This window comes from Clostridium sulfidigenes (assembly GCF_000732635.1).
Lineage (GTDB): Bacteria > Bacillota > Clostridia > Clostridiales > Clostridiaceae > Clostridium_J > Clostridium_J sulfidigenes.
The window spans coordinates 44,023-61,133 of sequence record NZ_JPMD01000003.1 but is presented as its reverse complement, the minus strand read 5'-3'; the positions used below and the strand labels follow the sequence as shown (position 1 = coordinate 61,133).

17 protein-coding genes and 1 riboswitch are annotated in these 17,111 nt (G+C 28.7%); of the genes, 12 read left to right on the top strand and 5 right to left on the bottom strand.

All coding sequences use genetic code 11. The annotated features are described in order from the left end of the window. The first annotated feature begins 22 nt into the window (after positions 1-22). The 9 genes from IO99_RS02765 (at position 23) to IO99_RS02725 (ending at position 9,613) form a co-directional block, all read left to right on the top strand. A complete protein-coding gene (locus tag IO99_RS02765; protein ID WP_035129931.1) occupies positions 23-478 on the top strand; it encodes a dCTP deaminase/dUTPase family protein in 456 nt (151 codons plus the stop codon). An 89-nt stretch (positions 479-567) separates the two neighbouring features. Next, positions 568-1,092, top strand: coding sequence for a hypothetical protein (locus tag IO99_RS02760; RefSeq protein WP_035129928.1), 525 nt, complete (start codon positions 568-570; stop codon positions 1,090-1,092). 240 nt (positions 1,093-1,332) lie between these two features. Next, entirely contained in the window at positions 1,333-2,517 is a 1,185-nt protein-coding gene (locus IO99_RS02755) for an AI-2E family transporter (RefSeq protein WP_051823877.1), read from the top strand. 211 nt (positions 2,518-2,728) lie between these two features. Next, positions 2,729-3,337: a hypothetical protein gene (locus IO99_RS02750; protein WP_035129926.1), complete on the top strand. Its 609-nt coding sequence runs from the start codon at positions 2,729-2,731 to the stop codon at positions 3,335-3,337. 274 nt (positions 3,338-3,611) lie between these two features. Beyond that, positions 3,612-4,892, top strand: coding sequence for an HD-GYP domain-containing protein (locus IO99_RS02745; RefSeq protein ID WP_051823874.1), 1,281 nt, complete (start codon positions 3,612-3,614; stop codon positions 4,890-4,892). Between the two features lie 55 nt (positions 4,893-4,947). Then, a complete protein-coding gene (locus IO99_RS02740) occupies positions 4,948-5,481 on the top strand; it encodes a DUF5317 family protein (RefSeq protein ID WP_035129923.1) in 534 nt (177 codons plus the stop codon). A 251-nt stretch (positions 5,482-5,732) separates the two neighbouring features. Beyond that, positions 5,733-6,623 carry an ABC transporter ATP-binding protein gene (locus tag IO99_RS02735; protein ID WP_035129920.1) on the top strand — a complete coding sequence of 297 codons (891 nt, stop codon included), beginning with the start codon at positions 5,733-5,735 and terminating at the stop codon, positions 6,621-6,623. Positions 6,624-6,631: 8 nt separating this feature from the next. Continuing rightward, positions 6,632-7,942, top strand: a complete 1,311-nt coding sequence (locus IO99_RS02730) for an ABC transporter permease (protein WP_156964274.1) — start codon at positions 6,632-6,634, stop codon at positions 7,940-7,942. A gap of 276 nt (positions 7,943-8,218) precedes the next feature. After that, the gene (locus IO99_RS02725; protein ID WP_035129914.1) at positions 8,219-9,613 is read left to right on the top strand and encodes an MATE family efflux transporter; all 1,395 of its coding nucleotides are present in this window, start codon (positions 8,219-8,221) and stop codon (positions 9,611-9,613) included. A gap of 126 nt (positions 9,614-9,739) precedes the next feature. Here IO99_RS02725 and IO99_RS19260 read toward each other — a convergent pair whose 3' ends face one another. Together IO99_RS19260 and IO99_RS02720 are read right to left on the bottom strand one after the other, a co-directional pair. Next, positions 9,740-9,895, bottom strand: coding sequence for a hypothetical protein (locus IO99_RS19260; RefSeq protein ID WP_198028548.1), 156 nt, complete (start codon positions 9,893-9,895; stop codon positions 9,740-9,742). Between the two features lie 114 nt (positions 9,896-10,009). Beyond that, on the bottom strand, positions 10,010-10,744 hold the full coding sequence (locus tag IO99_RS02720; RefSeq protein WP_035129911.1) for a DUF3784 domain-containing protein: 735 nt from the start codon (positions 10,742-10,744) through the stop codon (positions 10,010-10,012). A 243-nt stretch (positions 10,745-10,987) separates the two neighbouring features. Then, positions 10,988-11,159: riboswitch (Lysine riboswitch) on the top strand. Between the two features lie 141 nt (positions 11,160-11,300). Between IO99_RS02720 and lysA the strand changes: the two genes are divergently transcribed. Then, entirely contained in the window at positions 11,301-12,608 is a 1,308-nt protein-coding gene (gene lysA, locus IO99_RS02715) for a diaminopimelate decarboxylase (RefSeq protein WP_035129908.1), read from the top strand. 114 nt (positions 12,609-12,722) lie between these two features. Here the strand turns inward: lysA and IO99_RS02710 are convergent, their stop codons facing one another. Beyond that, a complete protein-coding gene (locus IO99_RS02710) occupies positions 12,723-12,944 on the bottom strand; it encodes a DUF2922 domain-containing protein (RefSeq protein WP_035129906.1) in 222 nt (73 codons plus the stop codon). A gap of 58 nt (positions 12,945-13,002) precedes the next feature. Then, positions 13,003-13,227 carry a DUF1659 domain-containing protein gene (locus IO99_RS02705; protein WP_035129904.1) on the bottom strand — a complete coding sequence of 75 codons (225 nt, stop codon included), beginning with the start codon at positions 13,225-13,227 and terminating at the stop codon, positions 13,003-13,005. Positions 13,228-13,416: 189 nt separating this feature from the next. Here IO99_RS02705 and IO99_RS02700 point away from each other — a divergent pair, with 189 nt between their 5' ends. Continuing rightward, on the top strand, positions 13,417-14,475 hold the full coding sequence (locus tag IO99_RS02700) for a DmpA family aminopeptidase (protein WP_035129902.1): 1,059 nt from the start codon (positions 13,417-13,419) through the stop codon (positions 14,473-14,475). A 353-nt stretch (positions 14,476-14,828) separates the two neighbouring features. Next, positions 14,829-16,145, top strand: coding sequence for a histidine--tRNA ligase (gene hisS, locus IO99_RS02695; protein WP_035129900.1), 1,317 nt, complete (start codon positions 14,829-14,831; stop codon positions 16,143-16,145). Positions 16,146-16,240: 95 nt separating this feature from the next. Here the strand turns inward: hisS and arsM are convergent, their stop codons facing one another. Next, entirely contained in the window at positions 16,241-17,032 is a 792-nt protein-coding gene (gene arsM / locus IO99_RS02690; RefSeq protein ID WP_084178045.1) for an arsenite methyltransferase, read from the bottom strand. Positions 17,033-17,111: the final 79 nt, after the last annotated feature.

Here is a 17,111-nt window from a genome sequence, read left to right as displayed (position 1 = left end):
CATTAGAAAGAGGGGAGACGCAATGAGAACAAGAGGATTTGAAATAGTTACAGATGAGAAAAGAAAGCATCTGCAAGAAGACATACAGTTACCAACAAGGGGAAGCAAGCATGCTATAGCCTATGATATATATTCACCTATAGATGTAGTTATAGAGCCTATGGGTAAGCAATTAATATGGACGGATGTAAAATCATATTTTCAACCAGGGGAAGCTTTGATTATTAATGTTAGAAGTTCTATGGGAAGTCATCCAGTTTTAATGGCTAATGCTCAAGGCTGGGTAGAGTGTGACTATTATAACAATCCTAAGAATGATGGAAATTTGGGAATAAATCTTTTAAATCTAGGAAAAGAGCCTTATATAATTAAAAAAGGTGATAGAATAGCTCAAGCTATGTTTATACCTTTCTTAGTAAGTGATAACTGTAATACTGAAGAGGAAAGAGTTGGAGGTTTTGGTAGTACAGGTAAATAATAAGTTTTAATAGGTGTATTTATTTTTTAGAATATGGGCACTATATTCTTAATCTTTTATTAACGCTTATAAAGGTAGGGATATGGTAAATGAAAAGAACTATGATAACAGTAGTAAGTTGGACTTTAATTATTTCAGCTATTTCTATGGTATATTTTTTAAACATTATTGAAAGAAAAGAAAATGAACCATTTGTAGAAGCTATGGTAAGTGATAATTTATTAGTTAATAATAAAATCATTGAGCATATAGGCTTAGCAGAAGAAGCTTTAAAGGAGTTCGGGGCTATGAGTAGTGAAGAAGCTGCAAAGCTTTGGGCAAAGGGAATGATGACTAGAAATGGAGTACTTCAATACGCTGTTATGAATAAGGAACTTCAGCAAGATTTTAAAAATCATCTTTCTAATGAAAATAATACATCATGGGTAACAGGGACTTCAAGTCCATGGATTACTAGCTATGAAATCATAGACCAAGTTGATGTAAGTAGCAAGGTTAAATTGCATAAGATAAAATTCAATTTAGCTACAGCAGAGGGCAATGAGAAACCAGTCTATAACACATTAACTATAATGTACAATGATAATAAATGGGCTATTTCAAGTATAAGGTAGATTAACTTTGTAGATAATTTGTAGATAAATATGTTATAAAGAAGTTCTTATTTATGGCGATATATAAGAACTTCTTTTGTTTCGAGGTTTATTGTAGTAAATAAGCTTAAAAAATAGTATAATTGTGTAGCCTAAGTTAATAATGTGGAAAAAAACAATAAACTTAAGTATTAAATAAGTATTGTTGATATATAATTTAGAACATAGAAAAATTTAAAATGTAAAATAAGGGAGACAATTATGAAAATAAAACTAAACTCCAATATTGCTAAAAGAACCATATCTAATATTATTGTAGTTTCAGTAGGGATTATACTGTTTTTTATAATAAAAAATCTAGGAGGTATTTTTAATAAAGTAGGAGAAATAATTAAACTATTAATGCCATTTATATATGGTTTTGCTATGGCATATTTATTAGCTATACCATTAAAGTTTTTAGAAGATAAAGTTCTTAAATTTATGGACAAGAAAAATCAGTACAAAGCAAAAAGGTTTATTTCAATAACTATTACATATATATCTGCAGCTATATTAATTAGTATTGTATTTTCTATATTAGTTCCAGAGCTAAGTCGTAGTATATATACACTTTTAGAAAATATACCTGAATATATTAAGGCTCTAGAGGAATACATAAATAATATCGTTATAGCCTTAAATTTGAATGGGGATATGGTAGAAGATCTAGTAAAAGATTTTAATAGTATATCTAAGTATATAACCAGTATTGCAGGTACAGCAGTGTTAGATTTATTCCAATTCTCTGCTAATATTACTCAATATATACTAAACATATTTATAGCAACAATTATATCTATTTACTTATTAGCAGGAAAAGAAAAATTTTTTGCACAGATTAAAAAATTCTTATATGCTATGTTGCCGGAGAAACCTGTAAAATATGTAATAGAGCTCACTAGGTCTAGTCATAAAACCTTCATAGGTTTTCTTGGTGGTAAGTTGTTAGATTCATTAATTATAGGAATCATATGTTTTGTGGGTATGAAGATATTTAAAATGCCATATCCACTTCTTGTAAGCTTTATAATAGGAATAACTAACGTTGTACCGGTATTTGGACCATTTATAGGGGCAGTTCCTAGCGTTATAATTATATTTATTGCTAGTCCAATTAAGGCATTATGGTTTATATTATTTATTTTAGTGCTTCAACAGTTTGATGGAAATATATTAGGGCCTAAGATTTTAGGAAACTCCACAGGATTGACTGCCTTTTGGGTAATGTTTGCCATACTTTTAGGAAATGGATTATTTGGAGTGGTAGGAATGATATTAGGAGTTCCAACATTTGCTGTAATTTATTCAATTATAGTAAGTGTAATTAATAATGCACTAAAGGAAAAGGGATTGCCAGTAGAAGCTAAAGAGTATGCAGCTCCAGAAAATAAAATTAAATTTTAGAAAATGTACATTAATATGTTGAGATATGGGATAAATCTATATCTCAATATATTTTTATTTTATAGTCTTAAACTCTAGTGAAAAATAATTCATATTTCAATGATAATATAATGTAAACAGCACACTTCAAAAAAATTACAGATATTAATATTGTTAATAAAGGAAATATGATGTATAATTTAACTGAAAATATAAAAATGAGGTGTTAATTATGGATTTTATGTCCTTTGAAGATGTTATAGCGAAAATTCAAGGTGTAACTCATAGTAAAGTAGTATATAATGAGGAAGAAGTAGAAGAGGTTCATATAATTGCCAATACTACAAGATCACCTAAACAGATTGTAAGAGACATCGAATCAGCACTTCTTGCGATATTTAATTATAGAATAGATAGAAAATTAATTAGTATAGCTCAAATAGATACTGGGGAAACGAAGTCTATAAAGAGAATTAGATATGAAGGTATTTCTTTAGAAGTTAAAGATAATAACGTAAGATGTGAAATTAGATTGAATATGGATGATGATGAGTATACGTCTACACAAACTGCAATTGGAACAAGTATTAATAGACTTAAGGTAGTAGCTAAAGCTACTGTGTCAGCTATAGAGGAAATAATTGGACAAGTCTCTGTTTTTGATGTAGAGGATATAGTAATAAATTCAATTAGAGACATATCCTATGTAACCGTTATTGTAAATATGATAAATGACATTGCAGAAGAGGTTCTAATAGGAACTGCCATTGTAAGAAATGATGTAAATGAGGCAATAGCAAAGGCTACTCTTGATGCAATAAATAGAAGAATAGAAAAATAGTTAAACAGGTTTAATGGCCGATTATATTTATATTATATTTATATTTTATTTTATTTATCTTCCCTTAGCGGAGTGGAAATTATGACAGATTTTTAGCGGATCTTTGTTAATTTGCATATAAGGGGGATTTTATAATGAAAAACATGAAAAAAGTAATGCCAGCTTTAATAGCTTTAATAGCTTTAGCAATGGCAGGTGGATCAACTATCACTTGGGTGTTTTAATAGTTAAAGATAATAAATAATCGGCCTTAAATATATAGCGGAGGAATAAGATGAATAGTATATCTTCAAAACAAAAAAGATTTTTTCTTTCAATTTATATAATTACTATAATATCTTTTATAATACCTATAATTGAAGGGGAAATAAAAATAGAAGTTTGTAATTATGCAAATATTATAGTATTTATAATTCTAACAGCAATTACAGAATCGTTTACTGTATATTTTAGGAATATGTCTTTTAGTACAAGCTTTGCGGTAACTATAGCATCTTATATTTTGTTTGGTCCTTTTCAATGCATTATAATTCTAGTAGTGGGATTCTTATTTAGAGTTATGAAAATAGATAATGGTAAATATAAACATGTATTTAATACTCCACTATATGGAACAATATTTAATTGTTGTGCGTTAATATTACCAGTTGTAGTTGGTAGTTTTTTTTATAAAACCTTAGGTGGACAATTTAGTCTAAACTTTATAGTTAGCAATATAGGACCATTGATAGTATTTTGTTTTGCTTTCATAATAGTTAATAGTTTAATAATGTCTATATTAATGTCTATAGTTACAAATAAGAATGTAGTATTTTGTTTTACGGGTAATATAAGAATGGGAATATTAAATTCTGTAGTTATGATTCCAATAGGAATTTTATTAGCACTAGTATTTATTAAGTATGGTTATTTAGGCATAGTATTCATAACATTTCCATTATTGTTAATTAGATATACTCTATTATTATATACAAGTTCAAAATCACAATTTATAGATACTGTAGAAGCCTTAATGAATGCAATTGATGCTAGAGATCAATATACAGAAGGACATTCTAGAAGGGTTGCAGAAATATCTGTAGCTATTGCTAAGGAATTGAAATATAATCCTTGGAATATTGAGCAACTAAATATAGCTGCTATGCTGCATGATGTGGGTAAAATTGGAGTTAGTGATGCTATTTTAAATAAACCAGGAAAGTTAACGGATGAGGAATTCGATGCAATAAAGGAACATCCGGAGATAGGAATTAAAATAATTAAGGATATTAAAAATATTGATTATGTTTATCCTGTAGTTAGAAACCATCATGAAAGGTATGACGGAAAAGGATATCCAGATGGTAAAAAAGGTGATGAATTACCTTTAAATGTTTACATAGTTCAACTAGCAGATACGGTGGATGCTATGGCATCTGATAGGCCTTATAGGAAAGGACTTTCGGAAAGTATTATTTTAGAGGAAATTAAAAAATATTCAGGTACTCAATTTCATCCTAAGGTGGCAGAAACTTATTTAAGAATTGTAGAAAAGAATGGTGGAAAGTTGCCTTAATATAATAATTAAAAATAATTCAACTTAAAATATTTTACATATATGGGGGATAGCCATGTTCTTATTTTCAGTGATTCTTGGAGTAGTATTAGGATATTTGCTAAAAGGAAATATAGAAAACTTAAATAATCTCGAAATTAAAGGATGGTGGCTTATAGCCCTAGGGTTTTTAGTGGAATTTATAATGAAGATTTTTCTTAAATCAGGAAACCTTCAAATTGGAAGTTTAACTTATGTTTTAAATATAGTAATGTATAGTTGTATAATGGCATTTATATATATCAATAGAAAATATAAGATGATTTTAGTCATTGGGATAGGCTTTTTATTGAATATAGTGGTTATATTCGGAAATGGATGTACTATGCCTATTAGTATAAAGGCTATGGATATATTAAATGTAAGTGGACCAGTAGAAACTAAAGGTTTATATTCTATTATTAGTGGAGAAACAAAGTTTAAATTTCTAGCAGATGTAATACCATATAAGTTATGGAAGTATGGGGGGATAGCCAGTATTGGAGATATCGTATTATCTATAGGTATCATTGGTATTATAATAAAGGGAATGAAGCTTAGGGCAGATTAAAATAAATATAAAATTATATATTTAATACTTATAGAACACCTTTTAGGTGTTTTTTGCATATTGCATAAAATAATTGTTGAAGAAGAAAATAGGTATAAATTTAAGTAGTTTCAAGTAAAATTCAAGTTATATTTAAAAAAGGTGTATTGACTACAAATTAACAATAATATATATTTATACCATGGGCAAAAAAGGATTTACATAAAGTTATAACATAATTCAATTGAAAAAATTGATAAGGGGGAGGAAATATGGCGTTAAAGGTAAATAATCTTGCTAAAAGCTATGGTGATAAATTGGTAGTTGATAATTTAAGCTTTTCCATAGAAGAACCAGGAGTTTTTGGATTATTAGGAACTAATGGTGCAGGAAAAACTACTACCATAAGAATGATGCTAGGAATGTTGAAAAAAGATAATGGGACGATTACTTGGAATGAGAAACCTTATAATTCTAAAGAAGTTTCAACAGGATATTTAGCAGAAGAGCGAGGTATATATTCAAAATTTACTGTGTTAGATCAATTAATATATTTTGGTGAATTAAAAGGAATGACTCGTAAGGAGGCATTAAAAAGCATTGAATATTGGCTTGAAAGATTAGAAGCTACTGAATATAGAAATAAAAGAGCAGAGCAATTATCTAAGGGTAATCAGCAGAAAATACAATTTATTGCAGCATTAATATCTAATCCAGAAGTACTAATTTTAGATGAACCTTTAAGTGGACTTGATCCAGTAAATACAGATTTGTTTAAAGATATAATTAAGGAAGAAATAGCAAGAGGTAAATATATAATAATGTCAAGTCACCAAATGAGTACTATAGAAGAGTTTTGTGAGAATCTTGTTATACTTAATAAAGGCAAAACTGTGTTAAGTGGTAACTTAAAAGAGATTAAAAAATCTTATGGAAGAAATCACTTAATTTTAAATTGTGATGGAGATATAAAAGAACTATTGGAAAAAGCTAATATGAAAATTTTAAATGAAAATCAAGATTGTATAGAGTTAAGTATTAATAGTGAAGATGAAGCTACAAGTTTACTTAAAGAAATATTAAGTAGAAATATTCAAGTTATTAGATTTGAGCTTAGGGAACCAACTCTTCATGAAATATTTATTGAAAAGGTAGGTGAGTAGAATTGAGTATGGATAATTTTTGGAAGGTTACAAAATTTACTGTAGCGCAACAAGTTAAAGGGAAGGCATTCAAGATTTCTACCACCATAATATTGATAGCAGTACTTATATTAACATCATTAGTAAACTTTATTCCTGCAATTTTTGGTAAGGATGATGACAGTAAAGAAGCAACTAATGATATCAAAAAAATTGGAATAGAGACTGCTTATTATATGAATGATTCTGACCTAAAGGTAGATTTAGAATCCGGATTAAAAGTAGCTTTTCCAAATTTAAATTTAAAAAAGGCTACAGAAAGTAGAGAGACTATATTAGAAAAACTTAAAACTTTAGAAGATAAGATGGTTTTAGTTTCTATTAGTAATGAGAACATAGGATATTACGTTGAGGTAATAACACCCACTAGTGATGCCGTATCTTCAGAGGATGGACAAATACTAGCAGAAACTATATCTAGTATTTTAAATAATAGTAGATTAATTAAGGCTGGAGTATCACAAGAAGATCTAGGAAAATTATCTACACCTATAAACACTCAAGTATTTACTGCAGGTGATGAGGATGATACCTTGGAAGATATGATAATAAAAATGGTATTTCCTATGGTAGCATGTATGCTACTATTCTATATAATTTATTTTTATGGATATTGGGTTGCCAGTTCTATAGTTGCAGAGAAAACCTCAAGAGTAATGGAATTATTACTTACATCAACTAAACCAATGGAACTTGTTGTAGGTAAGTGTGTTGGTATGGGATTCTTAGCAATAACTCAGTTTGCATCTATATTACTAACTGCCTATATATCCTTTATAGGAAGTGGAGCTATAGTTAAGAAGTTTATAGATACATCTGCAAATATATTCGATATATCAGCAGTACTTGGAAAAATCCCGATGATACAAGTAGTATTAATAATACTGTTCTTCATATTAGGATATGTATTATATGCTGTTATAAATGCTTTAGTTGGTGCAACTATAAGTAAGTTAGAAGATTTAAATACAGCTATAATGCCAGTATCATTTATTTCAATAATAGGTTTTTACCTAGCATATGCAGCAATAATGTCACCAGAATCAGTGATAGGAACCATTGCAACCTATGTACCATTTTCAGCACCATTTTATATACCATCTATGATTTTGTCAGAAACAGTAGGTATAGTTCAAATGGGAGTTTCATTATTAATATTAATAGCAACAATTGTAGTTTTGACTCTATTTACAGCTAGAGTATACTCTGTAGTAATACTTCATACAGGTAATAGACTAAAAATAAAAGATCTATTCACCATATTTAATAATGAAAAATAAAAAATAATATAATATAATTAAAAATTTAAGGTTACCTAAGAATAAGATTTTGGATAATTATTCTTAGGTAGCTTATTTATTATATTTCTTAAATACATAGTTAGATTTAAAAAATATTAAAATACTTAATTAAGCTTTAATAATATATATAAGTAGTATCATATTGCATTAAGGGGCTAAAAATAATTGAAAGTACAAGGCAGTATAATCCCTTATTTTGAATAAAGATTAGGGTATTGAGAGCTAAAGTTTAATAAGTTAAGAAGGGATGATTAAATGTCAAAAAATAATGTGGATTTAGGAAAAGATAAGGTTGGAAGTTTGTTATTTAAGCTAGCACTTCCAGCTATCGTTGCTCAACTTGTGAATGTTTTATATAACATGGTAGATAGAATTTTTATTGGAAGAATTCCAAATGGGGATTTAGCTATGGCTGGCGTTGGAGTTGCATTTCCTATAATTATGATTATATCGGCATTCAGTGCTCTTATAGGAATGGGAGGAGCACCTATAGCTGCTATTAAAATGGGAGAGAAAGACAATGATGGTGCTGAAAAAATATTGAGCAATAGTTTTTCTACTCTAGTTGTAATAGGTATCATTTTAACTATTGGATTTTTAACATTTAAAGAACCTATACTTTGGGCATTTGGTGCGAGTAAAAATACTATTGGGTTTGCCAATGACTATTTAACTATATATCTTATAGGAACTGTTTTTGTGCAAATAGCTCTTGGGATGAATCCTTTTATAAATACCCAGGGTTTTGCTAAAACTGGTATGATTACAGTAATGGTAGGTGCAGTAATAAATATTGTTCTTGACCCTATATTAATATTTGGTTTTAATATGGGAGTTGAGGGAGCAGCTCTTGCTACATTACTTGCCCAAGCAGTATCAGCAATATGGGTATTATATTTTTTATTTGGAAAGAAAAGCATTCTTAAAATAAGAAAGAAGTATATAGTTCCAGATACTAAAGTAGTTCTTGGAATAATTGCCCTTGGAGTATCTCCATTTATAATGCAAGCTACGGAAAGCTTAGTTTTAATATCCTTAAACAATAAACTTAAAATCTATGGTGGAGATTTAGCGGTAGGAGCTATGACTATAATGAGTAGTATAATGCAAATTATATTTTTGCCGCTTATGGGATTAACTCAAGGCGCGCAACCAATTATAAGCTATAATTATGGTAGTAAACAAATGGATAGAGTTAAAAAAACATTTAAATTGTTGATTACTAGCTGTCTAACATATACTACAATAATGTGGGCGTCTTTACTACTATTCCCTACAGTTTTTGTAGGTATATTTAACAATAAGCCTGAACTTGTAGCCATTACTGCATGGAGTATTAGAATATTCTTTGCCGGGATATTTATTTTTGGTGCGCAGAGTGCTTGTCAACAAACTTTCCTTGCACTTGGTAAAGCCAAGATATCTCTAGTTCTTGCTTTGCTTAGAAAGATAATTTTATTAATACCATTAATATTTATACTACCTATGTTTTTTGAAGGGGATGCAGGCAAGCTTCAAGGAGTACTTACAGCAGAGCCTGTAGCAGATATAATTGCATCAGTAACTACTATAATATGTTTTACTATATTCTATAAGAGAACTTTAAATAATAATCTTTTATCAAATAGTGAAGTAGAAGAAAAAATATAAATTTTTTATTTATAAAGTAGTAACTATTTTAAATAAGTTAAGAATTAATGTTAAGCATACACTTATGAGTGTATGCTTAACATTTTATAAAAATTATTAAATTATTTATAGGTGGTTTCCTTAAAGTTATCTAAAGGTAGTATGAGTAGAAGGCTCATTTTCTCCGTATGGAGAATGCTCATTAGCTTTATTTTTAATACCTTCTTGGTATTTAGGGGATATTGGATCAGATTTTAGTGAAGTGGTTTTTTTATTTTTAGTTTTACAAGAATTTTTAGACATAATACTTCCTCCTTAATATAAGTAATATTATCATTTGTAGAATTACATAAAATAATACTAGTAATATATTGTATATATGGTAGTTGTGTTATAATAAAAATTCATGTTATGGTATTATTTATCTAAGTCTAATTTATTTATAATATCATCATAGGTTGTCTTAGTATTTTTTGAATCTTTGTAGTTAATGTAATAATGGGAAGGGCTTGAGTCCAATATGATTTCAATGAAGGGACCATCTTTACTAGCTAGGAATAGCTTAGCTTTAATATCATTTTCTAGACTATAACTTCCTTTTTGAATTCTACCCATGCCTATGCCACCTGTCCTAATAAGAGTTTTAGGCATTTCATTTACTAAGGAAATACTTTTTATTTTATCCTTTGGAATTGAAGCATTAACTCCACTAGATATTTTTATAGAAGTATCAGTGATTGTTACTTTAGTTGAGGAATAACCAATAGCCATTATAGGTATACAAGTTATCAACATAATAAATATAACTATTACTAATACAATTTTTGTTTCTTTACTAGAGTTTGGATTATGGTCAAAGCGTTGACAATAATAAATAGAATACAGTAGTACAATTACAGTTAGAACTATAAAAATAGCTAAAGAAATATTAAAAAAATAATTTAATAGAAATCCTACAATATTCAAACTAGAGATAAAAAAGAATGTTTTACTCATATAATTTCCTAAGGTTTCAATTTCCACATTTGCTTTTTCTTCTTTATTCATAGTGTTGTATCCTGAGATTAGCCAATACCACTTTAATTTACTTATGCATATTCCAATACCAAAGAATAAGGATGCAACAATTAAAAGTACAATATTTATTCCCATAGAAACACCTCCTAAATATAGTATATAATATTATATACAAATTATATGATTAGTTAAGAATTATATCAAGAAAATAATGTAATAAATACAAAATATGAGAAGTAGAGTTTAAAATGTATATGTTACATTAAAAAATATGTTAAATAAGTATTGACTATGTTTGTTGAGTATTATATTATTAAGAAAATTAAAATATTTATCCCAATAAGTATTAAAATTAAATTTAGATAATTAAGAGATGTTATTTAGGGTAGAGGAGCTTTTACCAAAAGTATTCTTGAGAAGTGGGCACACGATGATACAAGAAGAAAGGGGAGAAAAGCCGAAGAGAATAACCTGGCAAGGATATTCTCTGGGATAGTACAAAATATGTGCTATACTGCCACTATGAAAATAGTGGAGAGCTACAAAGTAACACCTGTTGTGTTCATAGTGAATTAAATTGAGCGTGACAAGGGTGTTCCTTTGTCCGCCTTTTTTTATTTTTGGTACATAAGTACCCAAATAAATATTACTCTCATAAACTTATAGTGGGGAGCTGAAAGGAGAATTTACTATGAACTTATTTGGAACAATGAACGTTAAAGAAAACAATCTTTTTGTGGGTGGAATTAATACTTTAGAGCTGGTTAAGAAATTTGGAACTCCTCTTTACGTCATGGATGAAGAGCAAATTAGAGATAACTGTAGAAGATATATGAAAGCTATGGGTGCAAAAATAAATGATAACAAAGTAGCCTATGCTGGAAAAGCATTTTTAACTAAGGCTATTGTTCAAGTTATGAAGAATGAAGGCCTATGCCTGGATGTTGTATCAGGAGGAGAAATTTACACTGCTATAGTCAGTGAATTTCCTATGGATAAAGTATATTTTCATGGAAATAATAAAACTATTGAAGAGATAAAACTAGGAATAAAAGCGGGTGTTGGAACCTTTATTGTGGACAATATGATGGAATTAGAGAATATTAATAATATATGTGAGGTTTATGGAAAAACTCAGGATATATTACTTAGAATAATTCCGGGAATTGAGGCACATACTCATGAATATATCAAGACTGGACAGATTGATTCTAAGTTTGGATTTACTCTTTTGGAGGATAATATATTTAGAGTAGTAAAGAGTATAAGTGAGCTTGAGAATATAAATTTAAAAGGACTTCACTGTCATATAGGATCGCAGATATTTGATATAGAACCATATAGAGAAGCTGTAAGGATTATGATTAATTTAATGAATAATATTAATAATCATTTTGAAATTAGTATGACAGAACTTAACCTAGGTGGAGGTTTTGGTATATATTATGGTGAAGGTGACGATCCCAAAACTATAGAGGAATATTGTGCTGGAATTTTAAATGAAGTAGAGAGTTGTAGTAGAAAATTACAGATGAAAAATCCTAATATAATAATAGAACCAGGTAGAAGTATAGTTGGAAATAGTGGAATCACTTTATATACTATTGGAGGAGTTAAAGAAATTCCTAATATTAAAAAATATGTATCTGTAGATGGGGGAATGACAGATAATATAAGACCATCATTATATAGTGCACAGTATCAAGGATTAATAGCCAATAATGTAGAAAATAATGAAGAAGCTATGGTTACTATTTCTGGTAAATGTTGTGAATCAGGAGATGTATTAATTAATGATATAAGTCTTCCAAAGGTAAAAAAAGGTGATATATTAGCAGTACTTTCTACAGGAGCCTATTGCTATTCCATGAGTAGTAATTATAATAAGATTCCTAAGGCGCCAGTGGTTTTAGTTGGAAAATTAGGACCAAGGCTCATATGTAAAAGAGAAACCTACGAAGATATGTTAAGAAATGAATTAGATTTAGACATTATATAGTAATTAATTTTAGCTTATAGCAAGAGATACAGGTGAAAGGAAATGAAAATATAAAAAGGGAGTGATATAAACACGGAGATACTGAAAAAGTACCCTCGTGTTTATCACTCCTTTTTAGTTACCTACTGGGTGTTCAGTGGTGTTAGTATCTACAGTTATAGCAGAAGTTTTAGAAACTAATTTTCCATTTTTGCTTTTAAATATTTCAGTTGATATAATATAGTCCATTATATTGTTAATTTCTGTAGGTGATATACTATCTTTAACAGAGTTAACTGTAAGATTAAATTTATTTTCCGTTTCATCCTTAAAGGTCATAACTAATTTTTTTTCCATTATTAATCCTCCTTATTTTTTAGAATTATAATTATGAGAGAGTAGAAATTTTTTATCTTTAGCCTTCATTCAAAGTATAATCATCTAGTTTTTTAATTTCTGTAGGTTCACTTATTAGTACAGATCCAATTACTATGCCCAGATTGTAGATTTCTTCATCAGTAGCAGATCCACTTACCTTTGAAAATTTTTGACTTTGAATTTTTGGACTACCATCCTGATTTTGCCCCTTTGTATATTTAATAACTAAGGCTGTATTATTTTTAGTATTTGTTATTGCCATAGTATCAACTCCTTTCAATGAACATATATGCCTTTGAAGATAAAAGTGGAAAATAATTATAAAACTTTGAAATTTAGAAAAATAATATAGTAAAATTAAGAAGATGAATATTTAATAAGTCATTATTTAAAAATATATAGATAAGTGTATAGAGTGTTATAATAAGTGATTTGAATTTAGGAGGAAATAATGAAGAGAATTAGAGATTATGAAGTTACTGTAGGAAAATTACCAAGGGGAGAAAAAAATAAGATTACTGATGTAAAAGGAGTAAGGGTAGGTCATGTTACATTAAAAGATGGAGATGTAAACACAGGAGTAACAGCTATATTACCCCATGATGGAAATCTATTCAAGGATAAAGTATATGGAGCTGTTCACGTAATAAATGGTTTTGGAAAGACTGTAGGAACTATACAATTAGAGGAGCTTGGAACAATTGAAACACCAATTATGCTTACAAATACTTTAAATGTAGGGACAGTAAGTCAAGGATTAGTTAGATATATGCTTTCAATAAACACTGATATAGGTGTTGAAACAGGAACTATTAACCCTATAGTTGGAGAATGTAACGATGGGTATCTAAATGATATTAGAGGGCTTCATGTTAAAGAAGAGCACGTATTTGAAAGTATAAATAATGCATCTACAGATTTTTTAGAAGGAGCAGTAGGAGCAGGAACTGGAATGAGTTGCTTTGGGTATAAGGGTGGCATAGGATCTTCTTCTAGAAAAATAAATATAAAAGATGAAGAATATACACTAGGTGCATTGGTATTATCGAATTTTGGAATCAAGGAAGATTTTATACTTAATAACAATGATATAAAACCTATGTTATATGAGAATAATATAGGTGTAAATATAACTAATACAAACTGTAATATAGATAATTTGGAAAAGGGATCTATTATGATAATTTTAGCTACAGATGCTCCGCTATCACCAAGACAATTGAAAAGAGTGGCAAAGAGAAGTATTGTGGGTATAACAAGATTAGGTTCTTATCTTGGAAATGGAAGTGGTGATATAGCAATTGCTTTTAGTACAGCTAATAAAATTAAACATTATGAGGAATGTGTAACTAGTAAAGTTAATGTAATTAATGAAAATTATATCGACTTCTTTTTTAGAGCAGCTGCAGAAGCTGTAGAGGAGTCAGTTCTAAATTCTCTAATTACAGCCGACACAGTTATTGGTCGAAATGGAAATAGAAGAGATGGATTATCTAAATCCTTAGATTAATAAACAGGATTGTATATAAGAATTAGAGTATAAGTCATTTAAAATTATTGACATGAAATATATTAAATGATAAATTGTTTATAATAGGATTTATTTACACAGGAGATGGTTGTAGTGAAATACTTGTCAAATAGAAAATATGAACATCATCATAGATGCAAGGTCTTATAATTATGGTTTTAAAATTAAGCCATAGATAGGGCCTATTTGTGCGAAGGCAAATGTATCTATGGAGTTATTGAGTTTTATATCTCTAAGGATACTAGTTGTCTTTAGAGATTTTTTTATAGTATGAAAGCTTCAGATTTTCAGATAAATATTATATAAGTTTTATAAATTAAGGAGAGATTGATATGAGTACAAAAATAACAAAGCCTAGTATATTGCCAGGATTTATGGAGCTTACTCCAAGAGAGCAAGTAGCATTTAATAATGTTTATGATGTCATTAGAAGAAATTATGAGTCTTTTGGATTTCTACCTATAGACACTCCTATAATTGAAAAAAGTGAAGTATTACTTGCTAAAACTGGTGGAGACACAGAAAAGCAAATATATACTTTAACTAAGGGTAGTACAGAGATGGCATTAAGATTTGACTTAACAGTACCACTTGCACGTTATGTAGCTCAACACATGGAAGAAATAGCCTTTCCATTTAAAAGATATCAAATTGGAAAAGTTTATAGAGGTGAGAGGAATCAGAGGGGTAGATTTAGAGAATTTTATCAGTGTGATGTAGATGTAATTGGCAATGGAGCATTAAGCATAGTAAATGATGCTCAGATTCCTAGTACTATATATAAAATATTTAAAGAGTTAGGCTTTGATAACTTTAAAATAAGAATTAATAATAGAAAAATCCTAGATGGATTTTTAAGAAGTTTAAATATAGATAATTATATAGAGGTATTAAGAGTTGTAGATAAAATTGAAAAGATTGGAGAAGCCAAGGTCAGAGAAGAATTAGAGGAATATATAATAACCAGTGAAGGAATAGATGAGGTTATTAAATTTATAACTATAGAAGGTAGCAATGAGGAGAAGATTCAGTTCTTAAAAAATAGTTCAGTGACCAACGAAAGATTTTTAGAAGGTGTTGAAGAATTAGAAACTGTAAATAAGTATATAAAAGCTTTTGGAATTCCGGATAAAAATTATGTAATTGACTTTAAGATAACTAGAGGATTAGATTATTATACTGGAACAGTATATGAAACATTCTTAGATGATTATCCGGAATTTGGTTCAGTGTGTTCAGGTGGGAGATATGATGATTTAGCCCAGTTCTATACTGATAAAAAACTTCCAGGGGTTGGTATATCTATTGGATTAACAAGATTATTTTGGAGTTTTATGGAAAGCAATATTATAGATTTAGATAGTAATTCACTTATAGATGTTTTAGTGATACCAATGGATGAAGATTTTGATTATGGTATTGAAGTTTGTAATCAATTAAGACAATCTGAGATTAAGGTTGATATTTACCTTGAAGGTGGAAAGTTTGCTAAGAAAATGAAATATGCAAATAAATTAGCTATACCATATGTTATTATTATTGGAGAAGATGAGAAAACATCTAATAAAATTCTGTTGAAAAATATGGAAAATGGTGAACAACAATTAGTATCTACAAAAGAATGTATTTCAATTTTAAATAGTAGATAATTATAATGGTAGTATTAAAATTTAATAAATGATATAACATTTTTAGTGTAAAAATGATTAGAGTCAATTAACTCTAATCATTTTTTATTTAAGTATTATTTAAATGCTTTTATATATGAAGACATTATGTATTCTCCAACTTTAAGATTATGTCCCCACTTTTCCTCATATTCCTTAGGAACAGCTTTAGTAGTTATATTAATTTCTTTAAAACCTGAGTTTTTTAAGTATACTTCTAATTCTTCAACTGAAGAAGCACCAGTAACTCACCCACAATATAAAGATTCATCCGCCTTCATGTCCTCTGTAAGTTCCCTCATTAAAACTATATCAGAAATTGCAATACGTCCACCAGGTTTTAGAACTCTATATATTTCATCATAAACCCTTTGTTTATTTGGAGATAGATTTATAACACAGTTAGAAATAACTACATCTACAATGTTGTCTGCTACAGGTAAGTTTTCAATTTCGCCAAGTCTAAAATCTATATTTTTATAGCCGTTTTGAGAGGCTGCCATTCGAGCTTTTCTTAACATTTCATGAGTCATATCAACTCCAATTACAAAACCCGTAGGACCAACTTTTTTTGAAGCTAGAAAACAATCAAATCCACCGCCGCTTCCCAAATCCAAAAGAGTTTCATTAGGACTCAACTTAGATATAGAAAGAGGATTACCACAGCCAAGTCCCATATTTACTCCTGAAGGTACAGAGTTTATTTCTTCTTCAGAGTACCCTATTTTATTTGAAATTTCCACTGCGGACTTTTTAAGAGATATTTTACTAGTGCTACAGCAACTATTTTTATCTGTCTTACCGAGAGCTATGCTTTTATAACTTTCATGAACAGCATTTTTTATTAGTAAGTTTTTATTTGGATTCATATAAAACTCTCCTTAATTATTTATTAAATAGTAGGGTAAGCAATAATTAGTATATTATGCATTTTATTATACTATATAA